At 42.1% G+C, this 19419-nt stretch carries 15 protein-coding genes and 1 pseudogene; 10 read left to right on the top strand and 6 right to left on the bottom strand.

The window, feature by feature from the left end:
• A pseudogene (locus ACEW80_RS31730) lies at window positions 1-114 on the top strand (IS630 family transposase); the annotation flags it as partial.
• On the opposite strand, the gene ACEW80_RS31725 reads toward ACEW80_RS31730, so the two are convergent.
• Complete coding sequence (locus ACEW80_RS31725) at window positions 86-541, bottom strand: DUF6444 domain-containing protein (protein WP_373530420.1); 456 nt, start codon at window positions 539-541, stop codon at window positions 86-88. The pseudogene ACEW80_RS31730 and the gene ACEW80_RS31725 overlap by 29 nt on opposite strands.
• 82 nt (window positions 542-623) lie before the next feature.
• On the opposite strand from ACEW80_RS31725, the gene ACEW80_RS31720 reads away from it, so the two are divergent.
• Complete coding sequence (locus tag ACEW80_RS31720; RefSeq protein WP_373530419.1) at window positions 624-2387, top strand: ATP-binding protein; 1764 nt, start codon at window positions 624-626, stop codon at window positions 2385-2387.
• A complete protein-coding gene (locus tag ACEW80_RS31715; RefSeq protein ID WP_373530418.1) occupies window positions 2384-3679 on the top strand; it encodes a sensor histidine kinase in 1296 nt (431 codons plus the stop codon). The genes ACEW80_RS31720 and ACEW80_RS31715 overlap by 4 nt, the downstream gene beginning before the upstream one ends.
• A gap of 70 nt (window positions 3680-3749) precedes the next feature.
• Here the strand turns inward: ACEW80_RS31715 and ACEW80_RS31710 are convergent, their stop codons facing one another.
• The gene (locus tag ACEW80_RS31710) at window positions 3750-4700 is read right to left on the bottom strand and encodes a 1-aminocyclopropane-1-carboxylate deaminase/D-cysteine desulfhydrase (protein ID WP_373530417.1); all 951 of its coding nucleotides are present in this window, start codon (window positions 4698-4700) and stop codon (window positions 3750-3752) included.
• A gap of 220 nt (window positions 4701-4920) precedes the next feature.
• Here ACEW80_RS31710 and ACEW80_RS31705 point away from each other — a divergent pair, with 220 nt between their 5' ends.
• The 3 genes from ACEW80_RS31705 (at window position 4921) to ACEW80_RS31695 (ending at window position 9077) form a co-directional block, all read left to right on the top strand.
• A complete protein-coding gene (locus tag ACEW80_RS31705) occupies window positions 4921-6651 on the top strand; it encodes a diflavin flavoprotein (RefSeq protein WP_373530416.1) in 1731 nt (576 codons plus the stop codon).
• A 105-nt stretch (window positions 6652-6756) separates the two neighbouring features.
• Entirely contained in the window at window positions 6757-7269 is a 513-nt protein-coding gene (locus tag ACEW80_RS31700) for a phosphate-starvation-inducible PsiE family protein (protein WP_373530415.1), read from the top strand.
• A gap of 71 nt (window positions 7270-7340) precedes the next feature.
• A complete protein-coding gene (locus ACEW80_RS31695) occupies window positions 7341-9077 on the top strand; it encodes a diflavin flavoprotein (protein ID WP_373530414.1) in 1737 nt (578 codons plus the stop codon).
• 40 nt (window positions 9078-9117) lie between these two features.
• Here the strand turns inward: ACEW80_RS31695 and ACEW80_RS31690 are convergent, their stop codons facing one another.
• Entirely contained in the window at window positions 9118-9648 is a 531-nt protein-coding gene (locus ACEW80_RS31690) for a pentapeptide repeat-containing protein (RefSeq protein WP_373530413.1), read from the bottom strand.
• Window positions 9649-9823: 175 nt separating this feature from the next.
• Between ACEW80_RS31690 and ACEW80_RS31685 the strand changes: the two genes are divergently transcribed.
• Complete coding sequence (locus ACEW80_RS31685) at window positions 9824-10714, top strand: hypothetical protein (protein ID WP_373530412.1); 891 nt, start codon at window positions 9824-9826, stop codon at window positions 10712-10714.
• A gap of 250 nt (window positions 10715-10964) precedes the next feature.
• Here ACEW80_RS31685 and ACEW80_RS31680 read toward each other — a convergent pair whose 3' ends face one another.
• Window positions 10965-11597 carry a hypothetical protein gene (locus ACEW80_RS31680; RefSeq protein WP_373530411.1) on the bottom strand — a complete coding sequence of 211 codons (633 nt, stop codon included), beginning with the start codon at window positions 11595-11597 and terminating at the stop codon, window positions 10965-10967.
• 389 nt (window positions 11598-11986) lie between these two features.
• Entirely contained in the window at window positions 11987-12523 is a 537-nt protein-coding gene (locus ACEW80_RS31675; protein WP_373530410.1) for a universal stress protein, read from the bottom strand.
• A gap of 451 nt (window positions 12524-12974) precedes the next feature.
• Here ACEW80_RS31675 and ACEW80_RS31670 point away from each other — a divergent pair, with 451 nt between their 5' ends.
• On the top strand, window positions 12975-13826 hold the full coding sequence (locus ACEW80_RS31670; RefSeq protein WP_373530421.1) for a dienelactone hydrolase family protein: 852 nt from the start codon (window positions 12975-12977) through the stop codon (window positions 13824-13826).
• 546 nt (window positions 13827-14372) lie between these two features.
• On the opposite strand, the gene ACEW80_RS31665 is transcribed toward ACEW80_RS31670, so the two are convergent.
• Window positions 14373-17492 (bottom strand): MFS transporter, encoded by a 3120-nt coding sequence (locus ACEW80_RS31665; RefSeq protein ID WP_373530409.1) that lies wholly within the window; start codon window positions 17490-17492, stop codon window positions 14373-14375.
• Between the two features lie 502 nt (window positions 17493-17994).
• On the opposite strand from ACEW80_RS31665, the gene ACEW80_RS31660 reads away from it, so the two are divergent.
• Both ACEW80_RS31660 and ACEW80_RS31655 read left to right on the top strand, forming a co-directional pair.
• Window positions 17995-18207 (top strand): high light inducible protein, encoded by a 213-nt coding sequence (locus ACEW80_RS31660; protein WP_373530408.1) that lies wholly within the window; start codon window positions 17995-17997, stop codon window positions 18205-18207.
• A 449-nt stretch (window positions 18208-18656) separates the two neighbouring features.
• Window positions 18657-19419, top strand: a 763-nt coding sequence (locus tag ACEW80_RS31655; RefSeq protein WP_373530407.1) for a DUF2382 domain-containing protein, incomplete at its 3' end; no start/stop codon positions are given.

Below are 19419 nucleotides of genomic sequence, written 5' to 3'. Positions count from 1 at the left end.
TTATTTGAATCAGTATCACAGCTAGAAGAGTTGTTAATTAGATTGCTTAATGAAGGTGGTCTTATTATTAAATGGGAGCGAAAGATTAAAAATAAAGGTAATGCAGTATATTAAATTTAGCTGCGCAACAGCTTATCTGGTGACGATAGGGAAAAGCATCTTCTCCGTTTAATTTTTCTCCACAACATTTACAGGTTTGTGGGTGGTGATCTAAAACGCTTTCACATTCGGACACATCGTATAGAAACCGACTATGCCCCTTATGTCCTGGTTGTCCTCCTCGCTTTTTACCACTCTTGTTCTTTTCTTGACGCTTTTCGGCATTGAGTGGATCTAATGAGGGCGGAGATGATGAATTCTTTGAAGTGCGATTAATTTTTTCTAAAAGCTCTTGGTGCTGGGCTTTTAAGTCACTTAACTCTTTTTCCGATTGCTTGATGTGCTGCCCCATTTTCTCCACCAGTTGTTTGACAATGGCTGGAGTCTTTTCCCAATCTAGGTCGGAAATTTCGATTCCGTAGGCGAGGCAGTTTTCATTCATGCCTCTTAATCTACCATCTACCTGTACCTATTTTTCACAGTAGCAGCACAACTCCTATGAACGGTTACCTGACTCAACGTTAATGTCAACGGTAGAAAAACCTGCACCCAGCTTGCTGAAAATTGCCGATCGCAATTTAAATGCGATCGCACAACGGATGGTAAATAAACAACAGGGAATTCAGTTGATCGAAATTGACGGCACCAAAAAGTATGTTGCCTATGTGCCGTTGCGAGAAGCTAATTGGTCTGTAGCTTTGGTGATTCCGCGCCAAAATATTGAATCTCGACTGCAATTCCTCGATTTTATCGCCCTAATTCTGGGCGGACTCACAGTGACAATGATCACTGTTTTGTGGCGGGTGCAAGCGTTTGAACAGACTCAACTGAAAAAATCTAAAGCGGTGGCTGATACTGCAAACCTTGCTAAAAGCGAATTTTTAGCCAACATGAGCCATGAACTGCGAACGCCCTTGAATGGTATTTTGGGTTGCGCTCAAATTTTGCTGCGTTCCCAAGATTTGCCGGAGCAACAACAATATCATGTAAACATCATTGAACAGTGTGGCTCTCATCTGCTGACTTTAATCAATGACATTTTGGATCTTTCTAAAATTGAAGCGCGAAAACTGGAACTGCATCCTCATGATGTGCATTTCCCGTCTTTTTTACAGGGGATCGCGGAAATTTGTCAGATTCGGGCAGAACAAAAGGGCATTTTGTTTGTCTATGAACCCGCGATCAACTTGCCGAGTGGGGTTCATCTCGATGTCAAAAGATTACGTCAAGTTCTCTTGAATCTGCTGGGGAACGCCATCAAATTTACGGATGAGGGTAAAGTTACTTTCAAGGTTGAGGTAATCGATCAACTTCCAGCTGATGGGGAGACGGTGAAATATCGCATTCGCTTTAGTGTAGAAGATACAGGAATTGGGATAACTCCAAGCGAGTTGGACAAGATTTTTTTGCCATTTGAACAAGTAGGTGAGAAAAAGCGTCAGACCGAAGGGACAGGGCTGGGTTTAGCTATTACTCAGCAGTTAGTGCAGATGATGGATAGCGATATCCATGTTAAGAGTCAGATCGGTCAGGGTAGTACTTTCTGGTTTGAGATTGCAATCGCCGAAGCCAGCCAATGGGTGCAGTCTGCAATGGCGGCATCAAAGAGACAAATCATTGGCTTTGAAGGTAGCCCGCGGACTATTTTGATGGTGGACGATCGCTGGGAGAATCGCACAGTAATTACAAACTTACTGCAACCACTGGGTTTTAATGTGGTTGAAGCTATCAACGGTAGAGAAGGATTAGAAAAAGCGATCGCTCTTAAACCAGACCTGATGATTACAGATTTGTTCATGCCAGAAATGGATGGGTTTGAATTGATTCAACACCTGCGTCATACCCCAGATATCGCAGATGTCAAGATTATCGTCTCTTCCGCTAGTGTCTTTGAAACTGACCAACATCGCAGTCTGGAAGCAGGAGGTGACACCTTTTTGAACAAACCTGTACAAGTAGATGAATTACTGCATCAATTAAAGTTCAACTTAGGTTTGGCATGGATTTACCAGCAGTCTCAGTCTGAGGAACAAAGAATCAACTCTTCGGCGACAACAAGTGATAGCCCATCAGATAAATTGACTCCTTCTTCCCCCGATGTATTGCGAGAACTGCTGACCTTAGCCAGTAAAGGTAACTTCAATGCCATCCTCAAATTGGCCGATCAACTAGATGAAACAGACACAAACCTCGCTCTCTTTGCTAATCAATTGCGGCAACTAGCGAGGCAGTTTGACGAAGATTTAATCCTCAAATTCTTGACTCAATATGAGGTAAAAACATCATGAGCGCGACAATGGGCAACCAAAATAATTTCCAGAATTGTGATCCGGCTAGAGGAATTATTTTAGTCGTTGACGATCACCTTGCCAACTTAGAAGTTTTATCGAGCTTTTTGGATCAGTCTAACTTTGAAGTTTGGGCGACTCGTAGTGGTGAAAAAGCCATTCAAAAATTAGATGCCGATCATTTACCTGATTTAATTTTGCTTGATGTGATGATGCCGGGTATGGATGGGTTTGAAACTTGTAAACATCTAAAAAGCGATCCTCGTCTCCAGGATATTCCAATTATTTTTATGACTGCTCTTTCAGATACTGCTGATAAAGTTAAAGGATTGCAATTGGGAGCCGTAGATTACATTACCAAACCTTTTCAGTATGAAGAGGTCTTCGTGCGAATAGAGCAACAACTGAAGCTGAGAAATTTGACGAAAAGTTTGATTGCCAAAAACGCCGAATTACAACAGACTCAAACCCAACTCATCCAAGCAGAAAAGGTAGCAGCGTTAGGCCATCTGACCGCAGGAATTGCCCATGAGGTGAATAATCCGATCAATTTTATAGCTGGCAACCTAAATTTTTTAGAACAGTATGTTCAGGAGATTCTTGATTTACTCAAGCTATATCAAAAGTATCTGCCCGACCCACCTGTTGAAATTCAAAATGCTATTAAAACAAAAGATATCAGCTTTTTGTTAAATGATTTATCTAAAATTATTCAATCCATGCAAGTTGGTACAGATCGCGTTATAGAAATTGTGTCATCGTTGAATAACTTCTCTCGTCACAGAGAAGCAGGCAATAAACTGGCTAACCTGCATGAAGGTCTAGAAAGCACGCTACTCATTCTCGGTCATCGACTCAAAGCAAATGCTCATCGTCCGACAATCCAACTAATCAAAGAATATGGAGAATTGCCACCTATTGAGTGCTATCCAAGCGAAATCAATCAGGTATTTATGAATTTAATTTGCAATGCGATCGATGCAATTGAAGAAATCAAAAAAAATCAAGACTTTAAGAAAATTTCCAAATATCCTGGTGTGATTCGGATTCAAACCGAGTCAATTGGAGAACGAGTTATTCTCCGAATTGCCGACAATGGCTCAGGAATCAGTGAAGCAGACCGGACAAAAATATTCGATGCTTTCTACACCACAAAAACCATTGGTAAAGGAACAGGGCTAGGTTTATCTATTTCTTACCAGATTGTAGTTAATAATCATCGCGGCAAGCTAACTTGCCATTCAACACAAGGTGAGGGTACAGAGTTTGTGATTGAATTACCTATCCGATAAATGGCGTTGCATAGTTGCGGGATGATTTTTCTCACGCAGAGGCGCCCAGACGCAAAGAGGATAAGGAGTTTTAGATTTCAATACATCGCTCCTCTATACCAACGTTGCCCTGCAAGCCTCCTGTGTGTACCAGCAACAAGCGATCGCCTTTACAAAAAAATCCTTGCTGTAGTAAATCCATCACTCCGTAAAACATTTTGGCAGTATATACGTAATCAAGGGGTACGCCATGTTCCTCCCTAAACTGTTGGCTGAACAATAACAGATCGTCGTTCACCTTTGCATAGCCGCCGAAGTGGTAATCATACATCAATTCCCAGTCAGCCGGAGAGCTATATGGTGTAGGTAAACCAGAGGCGAGGTAATTTGTCAATAAACTTTCGATTTCTTGTACGATAAATGCTGCATTTTTTAGTACGGGAAAAGCGATCGCTCTTTGCTTTTGATTTAACGAAAGCGCAATACCAGCCAGTGTGGTAGCCGTACCGCAAGCCACGCATATATGATCAAATGCGTAGGCGTAGCCAGCCGTAGGCATCGCTTCTCTAACTATCTCCGTGCAACCGCGCACACCATTTAAATTACTACCGCCTTCAGGAATGATAAAAACCTCACCAAAACATTGTTCCAGATATTCTTGTAGCGCTGCTGTGTTGCGCTGTCGATACATTTTGCGGTTAATGTAAATAAGCTCCATACCCTGCTGTACAGCGAAATTCAACGTAGGATTCAGAGGTAGCCTTTCCTCTCCACGAATTACCCCAATGGTGCCAAATCCCAAAAGATTACCAGCTGCGGCGGTTGCATAGATGTGATTTGAATAAGCACCGCCAAAGGTGAGCAGCGTCCTAAAATTTTTCTCCTTGGCCTCTAAAAGGTTGTACTTCAGCTTAAACCACTTGTTGCCATTAACCCACGGGTGCATGAGATCGAGGCGCAGCACATACATATCAACATCAGCGTTACGGGCGATTTCGCTGTTGATTTTTTGTAAAGGAGGAGGAAGAAAAATTAACGACATACATAAATATTTTAACTTAGTATTTACATTTTCTCACCTTTATTATTGAAGATAAAAATAATGATAAACATTGAGTAATTCAATGGTAAATCAACCTAAATGAAGAATAAATCTTTCTGATGATTAGCTTTAGAAATTAGCATTTTACTAATTGAGTATTTCAGGTAAATATAAGAAGCATAACGCTCGCTTCAAATAAGAATATTTTTGGAGAAAACAAATGGTTGCACTCACACAGCCCACTCAGGTTACTCCCAACCCAGGACGTTTGACGGTTCAAACTGTTGAAATTGCTCCTCAAACGACTGCTATTCGTTGTCTCGACTGGGATAGAGAACGTTTTGATATCGAGTTTGGTTTACGGAATGGAACGACTTATAATTCTTTCTTAATTCAGGGGGAAAAAGTTGCCTTAGCTGACACATCTCACCGCAAGTTTGAGCAGCTATATCTTGAGATACTAGTAGGATTAATTGATCCGACTAAAATAGATTACTTGATTATTAGCCACACAGAACCCGATCACAGTGGCTTAGTGAAAAATATTTTAGAATTAGCTCCCTCTATTACTGTTGTCGGTGCTAAAGTAGCTATTCAATTTCTAGAAAATATGGTTCACCAGCCTTTTAAATCAATGCAGGTGAAAAGTGGAGAGCTATTAGATTTAGGCGACGGACACAAATTAGAATTTATCTCTGCACCTAACTTACACTGGCCTGACACAATCTTGACTTATGACCAGAAAACTTCCACTCTCTACACCTGTGATGTGTTTGGGATGCACTATTGCGATGACCATACCTATGATGAAAATATTAGCTCAATAGAGGAGGATTTTAAATATTATTATGATTGTCTCATGGGGCCTAATGCCCGGTCTGTTTTGACGGCTTTAAAGCGGATTGAAAATTTAGAAATAGTCACAGTTGCCACAGGACATGGCCCTTTATTACAACACTATATTTCCGAATGGCTCGGACGGTATCAAAACTGGAGTTTAGAGCAAGCCAAAACAGAGACATTAGTGGCTCTATTTTATGTTGAAGATTACGGACATAGTGAGCATTTAGTCCGTACAATAGCACATGGATGCGCGAAAGCAGGCGTGGCAGTAGAATTAGTAGCTCTTAATAGTGTCGAGCCTCAAGAAGTTGGAGAATTAGTTGCACAAGCCTCTGGTTTAGTAATTGGAATGCCAGCCCAATCTTCGGTGATGGCTCAAGCTGCTTTAAGTACCATTTTAGCTGCTGTTCACAAGAAGCAGACAATTGCTTTATTAGAGTCGGGAGGGGGAGAAGATGAACCCATTTATCCTTTACGCAATAAGTTTCAAGAACTGGGATTAACTGAAGCTTTTCCGCCTATCTTAGTTAAGGAAATTCCCACCCAAACAACGGAACAACTTTGTGACGAAGCGGGGACAGATATGGGTCAATGGCTGAATCGCGATCGCACCATTAAACATATAAAATCCATCAATACCGAGCTCGAAAAAGCTCTAGGACGTATTACTACGGGATTGTATATTATCACTGCCAAAAAAGGAGAAATTCAGAGTGCAATGTTTGCTTCTTGGGTGACACAAGCCAGTCTTGAGCCTTTAGGAATAGCGATCGCAGTATCCAAAGATCGGGCAATTGAATCCTTGATGCACGTTGGCGATCGCTTCGTTTTAAACGTTTTAGAAGAAGGTAAATATCAAGGATTAATGAAACATTTTCTGAAGCGTTTTGCTCCTGGTGCAGACCGCTTTGCCGGAGTGAAAACATATCCAGCTAATAATGAATCACCCGTTTTAGCTGAAGCCCTAGCTTATATGGAATGTGAAATTACTAGCCGCATGGATTGTGGAGATCATTGGGTAATTTATAGCACAGTCCAAACTGGAAGAGTTGCCAAGCTAGATTCACTTACTGCCGCCCACCACCGCAAAATTGGTAATCATTACTAAATTTGTTATTGGGCATTGGGCATTGGTTATTCTCGTGGTCTTCCTCATCTTCCCAACAGACGCGATTCATCGCGTCTCTACTCCTAACTTCTACTCTCCACAACTATGTACAAATCTGCTGAAGATACCCCAATTACCATGTATGAAATCAATCGGGGGCGCGTCGTGCGAACCTTGGAATTTATCCAAGATATAATTGTGATTTGTTTGTGTATCGGTTTATTTAGCTTTATGGTGCTTCAGGTGAGAGATATGTTTCTCTCCTTACTTCCGCCTCTAGATTTTCATGCTGTTACTGCCGATATTCTCTTTTTACTTATTTTAGTTGAGCTATTCCGACTACTGATTATTTATCTACAAGAACATCGAGTATCTATTGGGGTAGCTGTTGAAGTCTCGATCGTTTCCGCCTTGCGAGAAGTAATTGTTAAAGGTGTTCTAGAAACTAATTGGAGTCAAATTTTAGCAACTTGTGCCTTTTTATTAGTCCTGGGAATACTACTATTCCTCCGAGTTTGGCTACCTCCTACTTTTGAAGGCATCGACCCAGAACAAGAAGTATCTAAACGCTATAGAAGCCGAGCCAAGTCTGAATTGACACAAACCAATAGTCATTAGGAACAAGCAGGGGAGGCAGAGGAAGAACTATTGATTGATCCATGCCCAATGCCCAATTAAGAGAGGTTATTATGTCTACTGCCACATTAACGCCTAACCATTCTAGAGATGTACAAGTTGCTGAAATTGGTAAAAATACTCTGATTTTACGATCGCGGACTTGGGACAGACTAAAATTTGAGGTTGAGTATTCCCGCCAAAAAGGAACTACAGCGAATTCTTATCTGATTCAAGCTGATAAAAAGGCTTTAATTGACCCTCCCGGCGAATCCTTTACCGAAATTTACCTTCAGCAACTAGCGCAACATCTAGACTTCACTACCTTAGATTACATTGTTCTCAGTCATGTCAACCCCAACCGCAGAGCAACTCTGCAAGTATTGCTCTCTCAAGTTCCTCAAATCACTCTAATTTGTTCTCGCCCCGCCGCCAATGCTCTAAAAACCGCCTTTCCCGAATTGAAATCATGTATTCATGCAGTGCGATCGGGGGATACTCTAGATTTAGGACAAGAACATCATCTATCATTTGTCACCGTACCAACCCCCCGTTGGGCTGATGGACTTTGTACTTATGATTCTGCAACCAAAATTCTCTACACAGACAAACTTTTCGGCGCTCATATTTGCGAAGATACTTTGTTTGATGAAGATTGGAAGGGATTAGATGCAGAACGTCGTTACTATTTTGAATGTCTCCATGCACCCCAAGCTAAACAAGTTGAAGTGGCCTTAGATAAATTGTCAGTTTTGGGAGCCAGATGTTATGCCCCAGCCCACGGTCCGATTGTCCGTTACAGCCTCAGTCGTTTTACCTATGATTACCATCAATGGTGCCAAGGGCAAAAATCTCAAGAATTGAGTGTCGCTCTGCTTTATGCTTCTGCCTATGGTAATACAGCAACTCTGGCCAATGCGATCGCTCAAAGTTTGATTCAAAATGGAGTTAATGTCGAGTCAATCAACTGTGAACTAGCAGATTCTGCCGAAATTAACCGCATTGTAGAAGCTTGCGATGGCTTGATTATCGGCTCACCCACTTTAGGCGGCCATGCACCAACTCAAATTCAAACGGCTTTAGGAATAGTCCTCTCGGTAGCTGCTAAAACTAAGTTAGCAGGGGTGTTTGGTTCCTACGGCTGGAGTGGAGAGGCAATTGATTTAATAGAAAGCAAGCTCAAAGATGCAAATTATCAATTAGGGTTTGAAACAATTCGGGTGCGTTTTAGCCCTACTCCTGAAATTCTCCAGCAGTGTCAAGAAGCAGGTGCTTCCTTCGCCCAAAACTTGAAGAAAATCAAAAAACTGCGGACTTCCCGCCAGGTTGTCACAGAAACCCATGTAGATCGTACCGAACAAGCTGTAGGGCGGATTATTGGTTCTCTGTGTGTTGTGACAACTCGTGATGAAGAAACTCACAAAGGGGTTTTAACTTCTTGGGTATCACAGGCAACTTTTAACCCGCCAGGAATTATGATTGCGATCGCTAACGAGCAAAATGCAGAGTTAATGCATCATCCTGGTGATAAATTTGTGCTGAATATTCTCAAAGAAGGAAGAAATGTGCGACGCTATTTTTCTCGTCATAGCACTTTAGGAGATAATCCCTTTGCAAATCTTGGCACACAAAATGCTTTTAATGGTTGTCTGATTCTGGATCAAGCATTAGCCTATTTAGAATGTACGGTGCAAAATCAGCTCGAATGTGGCGACAGATGGTTAATTTATGCCGTCATCGAACACGGAAAAGTTTTAGAAAATGATGGCATAACTGCGATCGAACATCGGAAATCTGGTAGCTATTGTTAACAGTATCAGTAGGTTAACCCAGATGTGCTAACCTACTGATTTAAACATTCTCATCCAGAATTGTTCCTTGTATATTGGCTCCTTCTAAATTTGCTCCGCTTAAGTTCGTCTGGCTCAAATCTGCTTGGGTGAGATTTGCTTGGGACAAGTCGGCTACAGTTAAGTCTGCGCCACTCAAATCCGCTCCATCTAAATTCGCACCCATCAAGTTTGCTTCTTGCAAATCCGCCTCACTCAAGTTGGTTTCAATCAGTTTGGCAACTGTCAAATCAGCATGACTCAAATTAGCTCCATCTAAAGCTGCTCCATCTAAGATAGCTCCATCCAAGATAGCTCCACCTAAGTTGCTACCACTGAGATTTGCATTGCTCAAATTAGCTCCATTTAAGTCTGCCTCAATCAAACTGGTGTGGGCTAAATTAGCGTGACTAAGATTAGCTCCATCTAAGATAGCTTTATTTAAAATTGCGCCACTGAGATCGGCTTGGCTTAAGTTTGCTTCGCTCAAGTTGACACCAGTAAAGTCTCTGACACCTGCGGCATAGTTTTTCAAGAGTTGATCTGCTTTCATATCTCTTTCGCGTTCATTGGTGCTTATCTAGTTTAGTTATCCTAAACTTTTGACGCTACTACCTACAGTTGTAAGTTACTTTCATCCTTGGGAGAGATGTTGAGGGATCTAAAAATTTAAGCATTTGTGCAGAGCGATCGCTATACTCAATTATAGTGTTCGTCTGGCAGAGGTTATGGCAAAACCAATTCGTATTCTTTTGCAGACTACGATTCCTACAACTAAAGATGACTGGAGCATTTTTCGTTTCTCGATGTTACAAGATTACTTAGCATCGATTAAAGATGAAGCGGGAAACTCCTTATTTGAAGTCAGGGGACGCGATTACGAGTCAGATGCAGTCGGTGGTGACTTAGTTTTAAGTAGTCTCGACAAATCAGATTTTGATCAACTTTGGCTATTTGGCTTAGAGGTAAGTAACGGTTTAACCGAAAAGGATATTGCTGGAATTAATGCTTTTCGGCAACGCGGTGGCGGTATTCTCACAACACGCGATCATCAGGATATGGGCTGTTCGATGTGCGGTTTAATTGATATTGGTGATGTCCACTATTTCAATACAAAAAACCCCGATCCTGATGAATCTCGGTGGAGCCTAGATGACTCATACACAACTTATATTTCCTGGCCAAACTATCATTCTGGAGCTAATGGCGATTATCAAAAAATTACCATTGTTGAACCCATCCACGAACTTTTAAAAAATCCCGATTCACCTTCGGGAAGTATCGAATTTTTCCCGACACATCCCCACGAAGGAGGTATTGGCGTGCCTCTGGATGATCATAATGCGCGGGTAATTGCCTTGGGTAAAAGTTTAGTTACAAGTCGTGACTTCAATCTTGTTGTAGCGATTGAGCATTACAAAGATAAGCAAGGGAATATACTAGGACGAGCAGTAGCTAACTCCAGTTTCCATCATCTAGTTGATTACAATTGGGACATTGAAAAAGGCTGTCCCTCTTTTGTAGATGAACCACCGGGGGATGGGATGAAAAAAGAGCCACGCGCTTTAGAAGATATCAAAACTTATGTGCGTAACGTCGCTTTTTGGCTAGCAAATTGATTTGAATACTGGACTTTAACAACAAGATTCCCGACTTATTACAGAAGTTGGGAATCTAAGAGGATGTTTTAAAAGTCGTCTTCTTGGTAGCAAATACTTTGAGATCCCCCTAAATCCCCCTTAAAGAAGGGGGACTTTGAGAGAGGTTCCCCCCTTGTTTAAGGGGGGTTCGGGGGGATCTAGAAGTGCCTAAAATCACAGCCAACCATTTTTCAAACATCCTCTAAGAAGATGTTTGAAAAGCTAATTTTTACGCCTTATTAAAAATGCTATTTCTTTTCAAACGAATAGCTAGGCTAAGAGTAGCTAAACCTAATAAAGCTGTTACTGATTGAGATGGTTCTGGAACCGACTTTGTATCCTGCACTAAAACACTAGAATAGGAAATAAGGGGGTTAGTATCAAGATATGAATAATAACCTCTAAAATAAGAATTTCTAAGACTTATCCCTTTGCCTTGTTGCCATTCGACTGTATAGTTTCCAGTGTCACCAGTCGGATCGTTTAACCAATTCAAAGACCATTCTAGAGGAGTGGAAGAAAGTGTAGATTCAAAGATTGCCATACCCGTAAAAGATGATATGGATGAATTTAACTCATCTCCACTTAGCTTAAAAGACCAATTCTTTTCTATAGGTACGCAAATTCCTTGAGGACAAACTTCACCATTACTCGAATCTAAATATTTCACAGAACCGAAATAGCTAATTGTTTCTGATCCCTGATAATAAAGAGAATCATTTAAGATTAAATTTCCCTGAAATTCTTGCGTGATTAAATTAATAGCGATCGCTTGATTAAATGTACTATCGGTTATAATGCCTAAGCTGAAAACAGCACCAACGCTTGCAACTACTAACTTGTTTAAGGTTTTCTTCGTCATGGTGTTTAGGTGTGCGTATGGTTTGTTACTTACAAATTAGTATACCCCAATAGTGCGATGCCTACGGCGGTAAACAACGCGACTTCTTGCACTGCTACGGTACAGCGTAAATAAAGTTAGGCAAACCTACACAAGCCACGTACACGCGCAGCGTTTCTTAGAGAACCGATACTAGATTGTTTTAATCTGTCGAAAGCGATCGCTCAATATTAGCCCAACAGGGTTAAGTTAAGAATCCTTTGATCGTCTATGTGTGCCCTATCTTGAAAAAGCCTGATCGGGAAACCTTAGATCAGACTTCATGATTTTGCATAAGTCCTGTAAAAGTTAAATTGAAACCTACAAGAGTACAGAGGTTCTAAATTTTCTTCACTATGATTTATGCAATGTTAATTAACGCTTAAAGTGCTTGTAGTTTCTTTGATAATTTCGTTTGTTTTAGAAGTAACTGAAAGATGCACAATATGCACTGAACAAGTAGCATTGTGAAGGACGTAGTTACTCACACTACCCAGAAATAGTTCCGTCAGCCCAGAACGACCCCGACGACCCATAACAATTAGGTCAGCGTCATAACTACGGGCTAAGTCACAAACAATGCGACCAGGATTACCAATATTTTGTGTAAATTCTGTAGTTACACCTGCTGTAGTCGCTTGGTTACAGAAAAATTGCAACATCTGTATACCTTTATTTTTAAAGGTTTCCCACTGTTGTTGGTATAACTCGAAGCTTTGGCTGCTCAATCCCGGATAGTAGTTAAAACTAGAAAAGGTAGGTACGTAAGGGCTGCCCTCTTCTTCTGGAGATAGGACGTGCACCAGCATTAAGCTAGCTTGTGTTAACTTTGCTAAATCCAAGGCTTGCTCAAAAACCTGTTGCCCTATTTGTGAGTGATCTAATGCAACTAGAATTTTTTTAAACATATATATCTCCGGTTTTATTGGTAATTGGTCTTTACGGTTTTGCGTTGCTAGATGCTGGATTGTCAATCATGACCAATCCCTCAACTATGTTTAGCAACTTTTGAAGTTTAAATTTTTTAACCGTTTTCGTCCCATATTTATGTTTATAGCAAAACAATTTGAGGCAGTACTGAAGAACCACAAATATTTATATTTTTGATTTTTGATGATTGAAGAATTCTGTTTCGATAAATTTGAATTGGAGCGCAGCGACGATATTTCGTTTTTAAAGGCAGCTTAAATTTTGATTAAAGGTCATTGTTTATACAGCGATCGCTATTTGTCTAGAGACGAAAACTCAGGTAGCAAACAAGGCTAATACCACGATAAACTTTGATAACCCGTAGTATTCACATTATAATACTGTACGGATAAGCAACGATTAAGTTTTCGCCAATCTAAGGTAGAGATGATGAAAGAAATAACACGCCGCAAATTTATCGCAACTGCCACCTTGGCGACAGGTTTTGCCCTGGCAGTGGAACCCATTTCTGCCGAAGTCATCACCACCGATGCCAAGAAGTTGGTAGCTGGTGCAGTAAAAATTCCTGTTAAAGATGGTGAAATTCCTGCCTACAGAGCAGTACCCGCAACTGGTAGCAACTTTCCAATTGTCCTAGTGCTACAGGAAATCTTTGGCGTACACGAGCATATTCAGGATGTTACTCGTCGCTTTGCCAAGTTGGGATACTTAGCGATCGCACCGGAATTATTTGTCCGTCAAGGCGATGTCTCAAAATTAAGCAGCATAGATGAAATTCGTCCAATTGTCGCCAAAGTCCCAGATGCCCAGGTGTTATCTGATCTCGATGCCACAGTAAATTGGGCAGTGAAATCAGCTAAGGGTAATGCCAACAAATTGGCGGTTACAGGCTTTTGTTGGGGCGGTCGCATTACCTGGTTGTACGCAGCACACAATCCCCAGGTGAAGGCTGGTGTGGCTTGGTACGGGCGACTCGTGGGCGATGCTACCGAACTTCAGCCCAAGTATCCTATTGATATTGCATCAAAACTGACAGTCCCCGTTCTCGGACTCTACGGCGGTAAGGATACAGGTATTCCCCTCGACACGGTAGAGCAGATGCGCGTAGGCTTAGCCCGTCGCAGACATCGCCTCAAGGAAAGCAGCAGCAAATCTGAAATCATCGTCTACCCTGATGCACCCCACGCCTTTTTTGCCGATTATCGCCCCTCCTACCGCGAGAGAGAAGCCAAGGAAGGTTGGAAACGTCTTTTGGCATGGTTTAAGGAGCAGGGTGTGTGAAGAGTGCTGAGTGCTGAGTTAAGAGTGCTGAGTTGAAAGACTATAGGTATTCAGCACTCGCAACTTAGGAACGCAAATTTAATAACGTGCAATTCTTATTTAACTTGGAATGGTGCGTTACGCTCCGCTATAGCGGTTCCCATTCAGATGAGGTACAACATTATATCGCAAGGTGTAGGGGCACGGCAGTGCCGTGCCCCTACGGGTGTACCTTACTAGGTCGGGAAACGCTATAACACACCCTACTTTTGCACTTTATTTAATCCAGATTCCTTAGCATTCACAATTCACAACTTACCACTCAGCCCTCGCAACTTAGCATTCACGACTCACAACTTACCACTCAGTACTCGCAACTCAGCATTCACGACTCACAACTTACCACTCAGCCCTCGCAACTTAGCATTCACAACTCACAACTTACCACTCAGCCCTCGCAACTCAGCATTCACAACTCACAACTTACCACTCAGCCCTCGCAACTCACTACATAGAAAAGCCTCCCATACCGGGAGGCTTTAAGGTTAGCAGAGACAACTTGTTGAACTACTGTGAAACTACAGCGATCGCTCCTCCTAACGCCGAGAAAATCGCGGAGACGGATGCTGTAGCAAACAGCCACCACGCTGCTGTAGCTGCGGCTTTGCGGGTTTCTTCTGCTTGCCGTTGTGCTTGGCGCTTCACATCTTCTAGGCGGCGTTGGGCTTCGTGCTGGATGCGTTCTGCACGTTGCAATACAGTATTGCGTGCCCGTTCAATTTGGTCGATGATCCGGTTGGCATCTTCCTCAGAGATGTCCTCACGAGAACTCATAATTGCCACTAGCGTATCTCGGTCGAAAGAAGACAGGCGATCGCGCAGGGCATCAAATCCCGCTTGGGGATCGTCAAAAAACGTGCGAACATCGCGCTTGATATTATCATAGTTAAGTTCTGGGCGATCCAAGGAGTTAAGATAGTTGCGAATGCGCCCGAAAACGCCGTCAATTGCATCTTGAATGCCCCGTTGGATGTTCCGCACTTGTTCTACAAATTGATCTCTTACGGATACCATGTTATCGGCAATCCGTGCCGCTTCTTCATCAGAAATATCTTCCCGAATTTTCAGCAGGGCGATGATCGTAGAACGGTCAAAATGCGAAAGGCGATCGCTAAAACTTTCCATGCCGACTCGTGGATCGTGCAACAATAATTGCAAGTCGCGCTTGATACCTTCTGGGTTGAGTTCTTCTTTGCCAGTTTGGCGCAGATACTCTTCCAGATAAGCTTTAAATGTTTCCGCTCTTTGCTGTGTTCGGGTAGCTAGGCGACGAGGCGCACGGACAAAGTTGCGAATCGAAGTTTGCGTGGAATCAATGATTTCGTTAACTTGTTCTTCACTCAAGTCTTTGCGTTGACTGAGCAACTTCACCAGTGTATCCCGGTCTAACTGCGACAACCGACGGCGTAGTGCTACGGCTCCCTCTTTGGGATTTTCAAACAATCGAGTCAAATCTCGCTGGATACCTTCAGGGTTCAATTCTTGTTTACCAGTATTCCGCAGATAATCTGTGATCGTGGTGGTAACGGAGTCGTATTGCTCTTTAGCTTTATCCACTACAGCTTGGGGTGTATGGCGGATATTATGCCATGAGTCCTCAGCAGAACTGATGATTTGATTAACTTGCTCTTCACTCAAATCTTGCCGCTGACTCAACAATTGTACCAAGGTATCACGGTCAAAGCGAGACAAGCGCGCTCGAATTGAGGCAATTCCAGCTTGGGGATCTTCTAGTAGCTTTTTGAACTCGGCGCGGATGGCATCAGGATTCAGTTCGGCTTTTCCTGTATTACGCAGATATGATTCTACATTCAACCACAGGGTTTCGGCTTGATATTGCGCCTGTTCTGCTAGTCCTTTGGATTCTACCAAAACGCGATCGCGCTGTTTTTCCAACTCATCCAGAATCGGTTCTACTTCATATAGCTGGACATCATTCCGTTGCAGCAATATCTCACGAATTTCCTGACGTTCCAGGTGAGCCAGTCGCAATGTCAGGGTTTCATCGTCTGCTTCTGAGTCTTGCAACAGTGGTTTGAAATTCTGCTCAATGGCTTCAGGTGTCAAATCTGCTTTCGGAGTAACGAGCAGATAACTTTCCACAGCACGTTGCAAGTCTTGGACTATCTCTCTTTCTTCGACAACTTTTACTGTGATTAGCACATCTTTACGGACAGCTTCTAGCTGGTCTGCAATGCGCTGAATTTGGTCTTGGGTAAGCATTCCCCGTTGTTGCAGAATATTGGCAAAATCGTTGCGGGATAGTCGTTCTAGTTCCCTGCGGACGATTCCTGAGTCAGCGGCTGGATCGTAGATGACATCACGAAATTCCTGAGCGATTTTTTCTGAGCTTAGTTGCCAAGCATAAGTGTTGTGCAGGTAGTTTTCGACATCAGCCCGAATTGGGCTATAAGGTTGTGATGGTGTTGGCAACCCTAGTTTATCTGCTTGTTGGGTGACTTTATCTTTGGCAGTGGTGAGGCTACCCAAGATTTTTTCTACATCCAAATCAGGCAAATCTGCGCGTCCCAAAACAATGCTGGTTAAGGCAGTTAGTCCTTGCTGGAGTGTACTTTGAATTACGCCTGGAGCCGCCTTTTGGTCGGCTTCTTTGGAACTACCCTTTTCTTTTACTAACTGATCCAGTTTGGCGTTGAGTTCATCTGTTTTGGTTTGTCCTGCTGGGAGTGATTTGAGGTACTCCATTAATTCACCCATCCGGTCTTCGGTGGGTGGTTGCTGACTTACCACTTGCTGCCAAACTTTATACAACGTATCAGCAATGCGGCTAACGTCTTTTTTGGAAAGGTCGGTGCGACTGCTGACTAACTCGATGAACTTTTGGCGGTCGATGTTGCGGATATCTGGAGTCCCGGCGATCGCTTTTAATTGTGGATCGTTGAGTAAATTTTCAAAATCACTCCGAATTTTCGAGACATCTAGCTCTGGAGGACGAATCTTTTCTAAGTAATCTTCAATGTTCTCCCGGATACTCGTAGGGTCGATAGCGTTTCCTAGTTCCCGACGGATAGCGGCGGCGGCGGCTTCAGCTGTCGCTACAACTTGGTTATTGACAGCTTTAGCGCCCAGTGCGGCGGTAGCTGTCCCCATAATCGCCTGAAACCCAGAGGTTGCTGTATTGACGACTGAGCCAATTAAGGAACCGACGGTGGTGGAACTTACCCAAACGAGGATCAAGAAGTAAGCACCCCAAATTACCAAGCCGAGAATTGCTCCCAATGCTGGATCTAAGATTACAAGGCTCAATTTTACCGCGAGGAAAGAAGCGATTAATAAGGCGATCGTCACAGTGACTAATGTCCAAATCCCCACTGCTGTCCCGATTTTGCGAATGCTGCCGCCCAAACTTCCGACTTCCCCAGTATCTGAATCCGAGTCAGATGAGTGCCCCAGGTAGGAAATACCAGCTGCGAGGGAGAGATTAGTTAGAACTAATTGAAAAGCAAAGGCTAGGATCACGCCGGAGATTAAAGCCACAAAAAAGCGCGGCCCGGAAGTGAGAACCGATGCCTGTGCTGGCGTGACGTTTGAGTTATCTACTGGAATCTGTGCTATCCACAATAGGGGTTTGTAGAGTCCCAGCATGATTTCCGTACTTTGGAACATTGTATTTCCTTTTTCTAAGTTTAAATTTGGGTTGGGGAATTAAGAATTTCTTGAGAAGCAACTCTTAGTATCTTATTAGTATTTATGTCTGTACCTATGGCAATACCTAACTCTGTTTAGCTCAGAATCCTGGAATTTGGCTATTTTAAGCATCTCTCCAAAGGCTGAAAACCGTATCCAGCGAAAGATATAACTTTTATTATCTCTCAGTGCAAATCTTAATCAAATCGCCACCTACTATTAATTAAGTACAGCTAATTTTTAATTTTTAATTGTTTCTTTGTAGCGATTAATTTCATTTAAATTATATTTCGATCACAAATACTTGACATTTATTTACATTTTTATTTTTGCTAACCCTCTCAAGGTGGATTTGTTTATAATAATACGTTTCTGATAATCGTCCAGAAGAAGTGCATCTAGTCTGTACCCACAGGCAGAAAGCAATCTAGTTATAAACAACTACACTAAACTTAACAAACAAATTGTTAAGGACAAAAAAATGGCTACTCAAGAAACTCGCCCTTCTACTGGTTTACCACCTGTTGCAGCCGAATACAATGGCGTAGATCGCAACGCATTTTTGTTTGGCTGGACTCCTCAATCCGAAATTTGGAATGGCCGCTTGGCAGCCATTGGATTCCTTGCCTATTTACTTTGGGATTTGGCTGGTTATAGCGTTGTTCGTGACGTACTACACATTGTTGGATATTAGCAATAGCTAAGGAATTAGGAGGAAGTCCTGTGTTGCAGGGTTTCCTCCTTGTAGCAAATAACGTTGATAAGTTTTAAACAAACTATTAATTAAAAACTCCTTTTATATATCCCAATACAGTTCAGTTAAGAAGAATAGTAGGTTGGATTGAGCGACAGCAAAACCCAACAAACCCTTGATAATGTTGGGTTTTGTTCCTCAACCCAACCTACGCCAGTTTTAGTTTTTAGCCTTAACCCAAGAGTATTGCAGTATAAGTTAGATTTTTATATGACTTTAGTTATACTCCTGTTGATTACCCTAAATGTTTAACTTGAGTATTTAGCTCATAAAGGATGAACTATAAACCATAAAATATCTTAATTGAATTCAGTCGCCAGCAGGAGGAGACTCAGCACAATATTTTTTATACTCATAAATAAGCCTTATAAATAACCTGGAAACAGAGTATGCCTCTTCATAAACTTGAACATTTTGACCCCAATTATCGAGAAACCTTTGGCAAAGACGACTTTAAATCTTTGGAGCTTTATACTGAGGCAGGAGAGAAAATTGGCTCAGTGGCTGATGTTTTAGTTGATGATGCTGGTCATTTCCGGTATTTAATTATTGATACAATTGTAGATTTTTTTGGTAAGAAAATATTATTACCAATTGGTTTGTCTCGGATCGATTATGCAGCAAAGCGCGTCTATGTTGATGGATTGAGCCGACAACAAGTAGAAAATTTAGTTGAGTATAAAGAAGACGGGATAATTGATAATGATTACGAAGAAAATGTACGTAGTGTCTTTCGTTCTCTAGCTAGCGACGTAAATTATGACCGCGATACATACAATTACCAAACAGAACCAGCTTTATACGGATTGAATGAGGAACATCATCAAACTTTTAGACTGTATGAAGAAAGATTAATTGCCAGCAAACACCGGATTAAAACCGGAGAAGTAACAGTTGGTAAGCACATTGAAACAGAAACTACACGCGTTACAGTACCTATTCAAAAAGAACGAGTTCTAATTGAGCGAATTGTGCCAACAGAAGCAGGAAAGGTTGTAGATCCCAGTGAACTTAAATTTCAAGAAGGGGAAGTAGCACGCATAGAAGTGTACGAAGAAACGCCTGAGATACGTAAAGAAGCGTTTATCCGGGAAGAAGTCAGGATAAAGAAAGTAGTAGAACAGGACACTGTGGAAGCACAAGACACCATTC

The organism is Nostoc sp. (assembly GCF_041747015.1).
Lineage (GTDB): Bacteria > Cyanobacteriota > Cyanobacteriia > Cyanobacteriales > Nostocaceae > Nostoc.
Note: the sequence above shows the minus strand (reverse complement) of the source record. Positions and strands in the feature narration are given on the sequence as shown.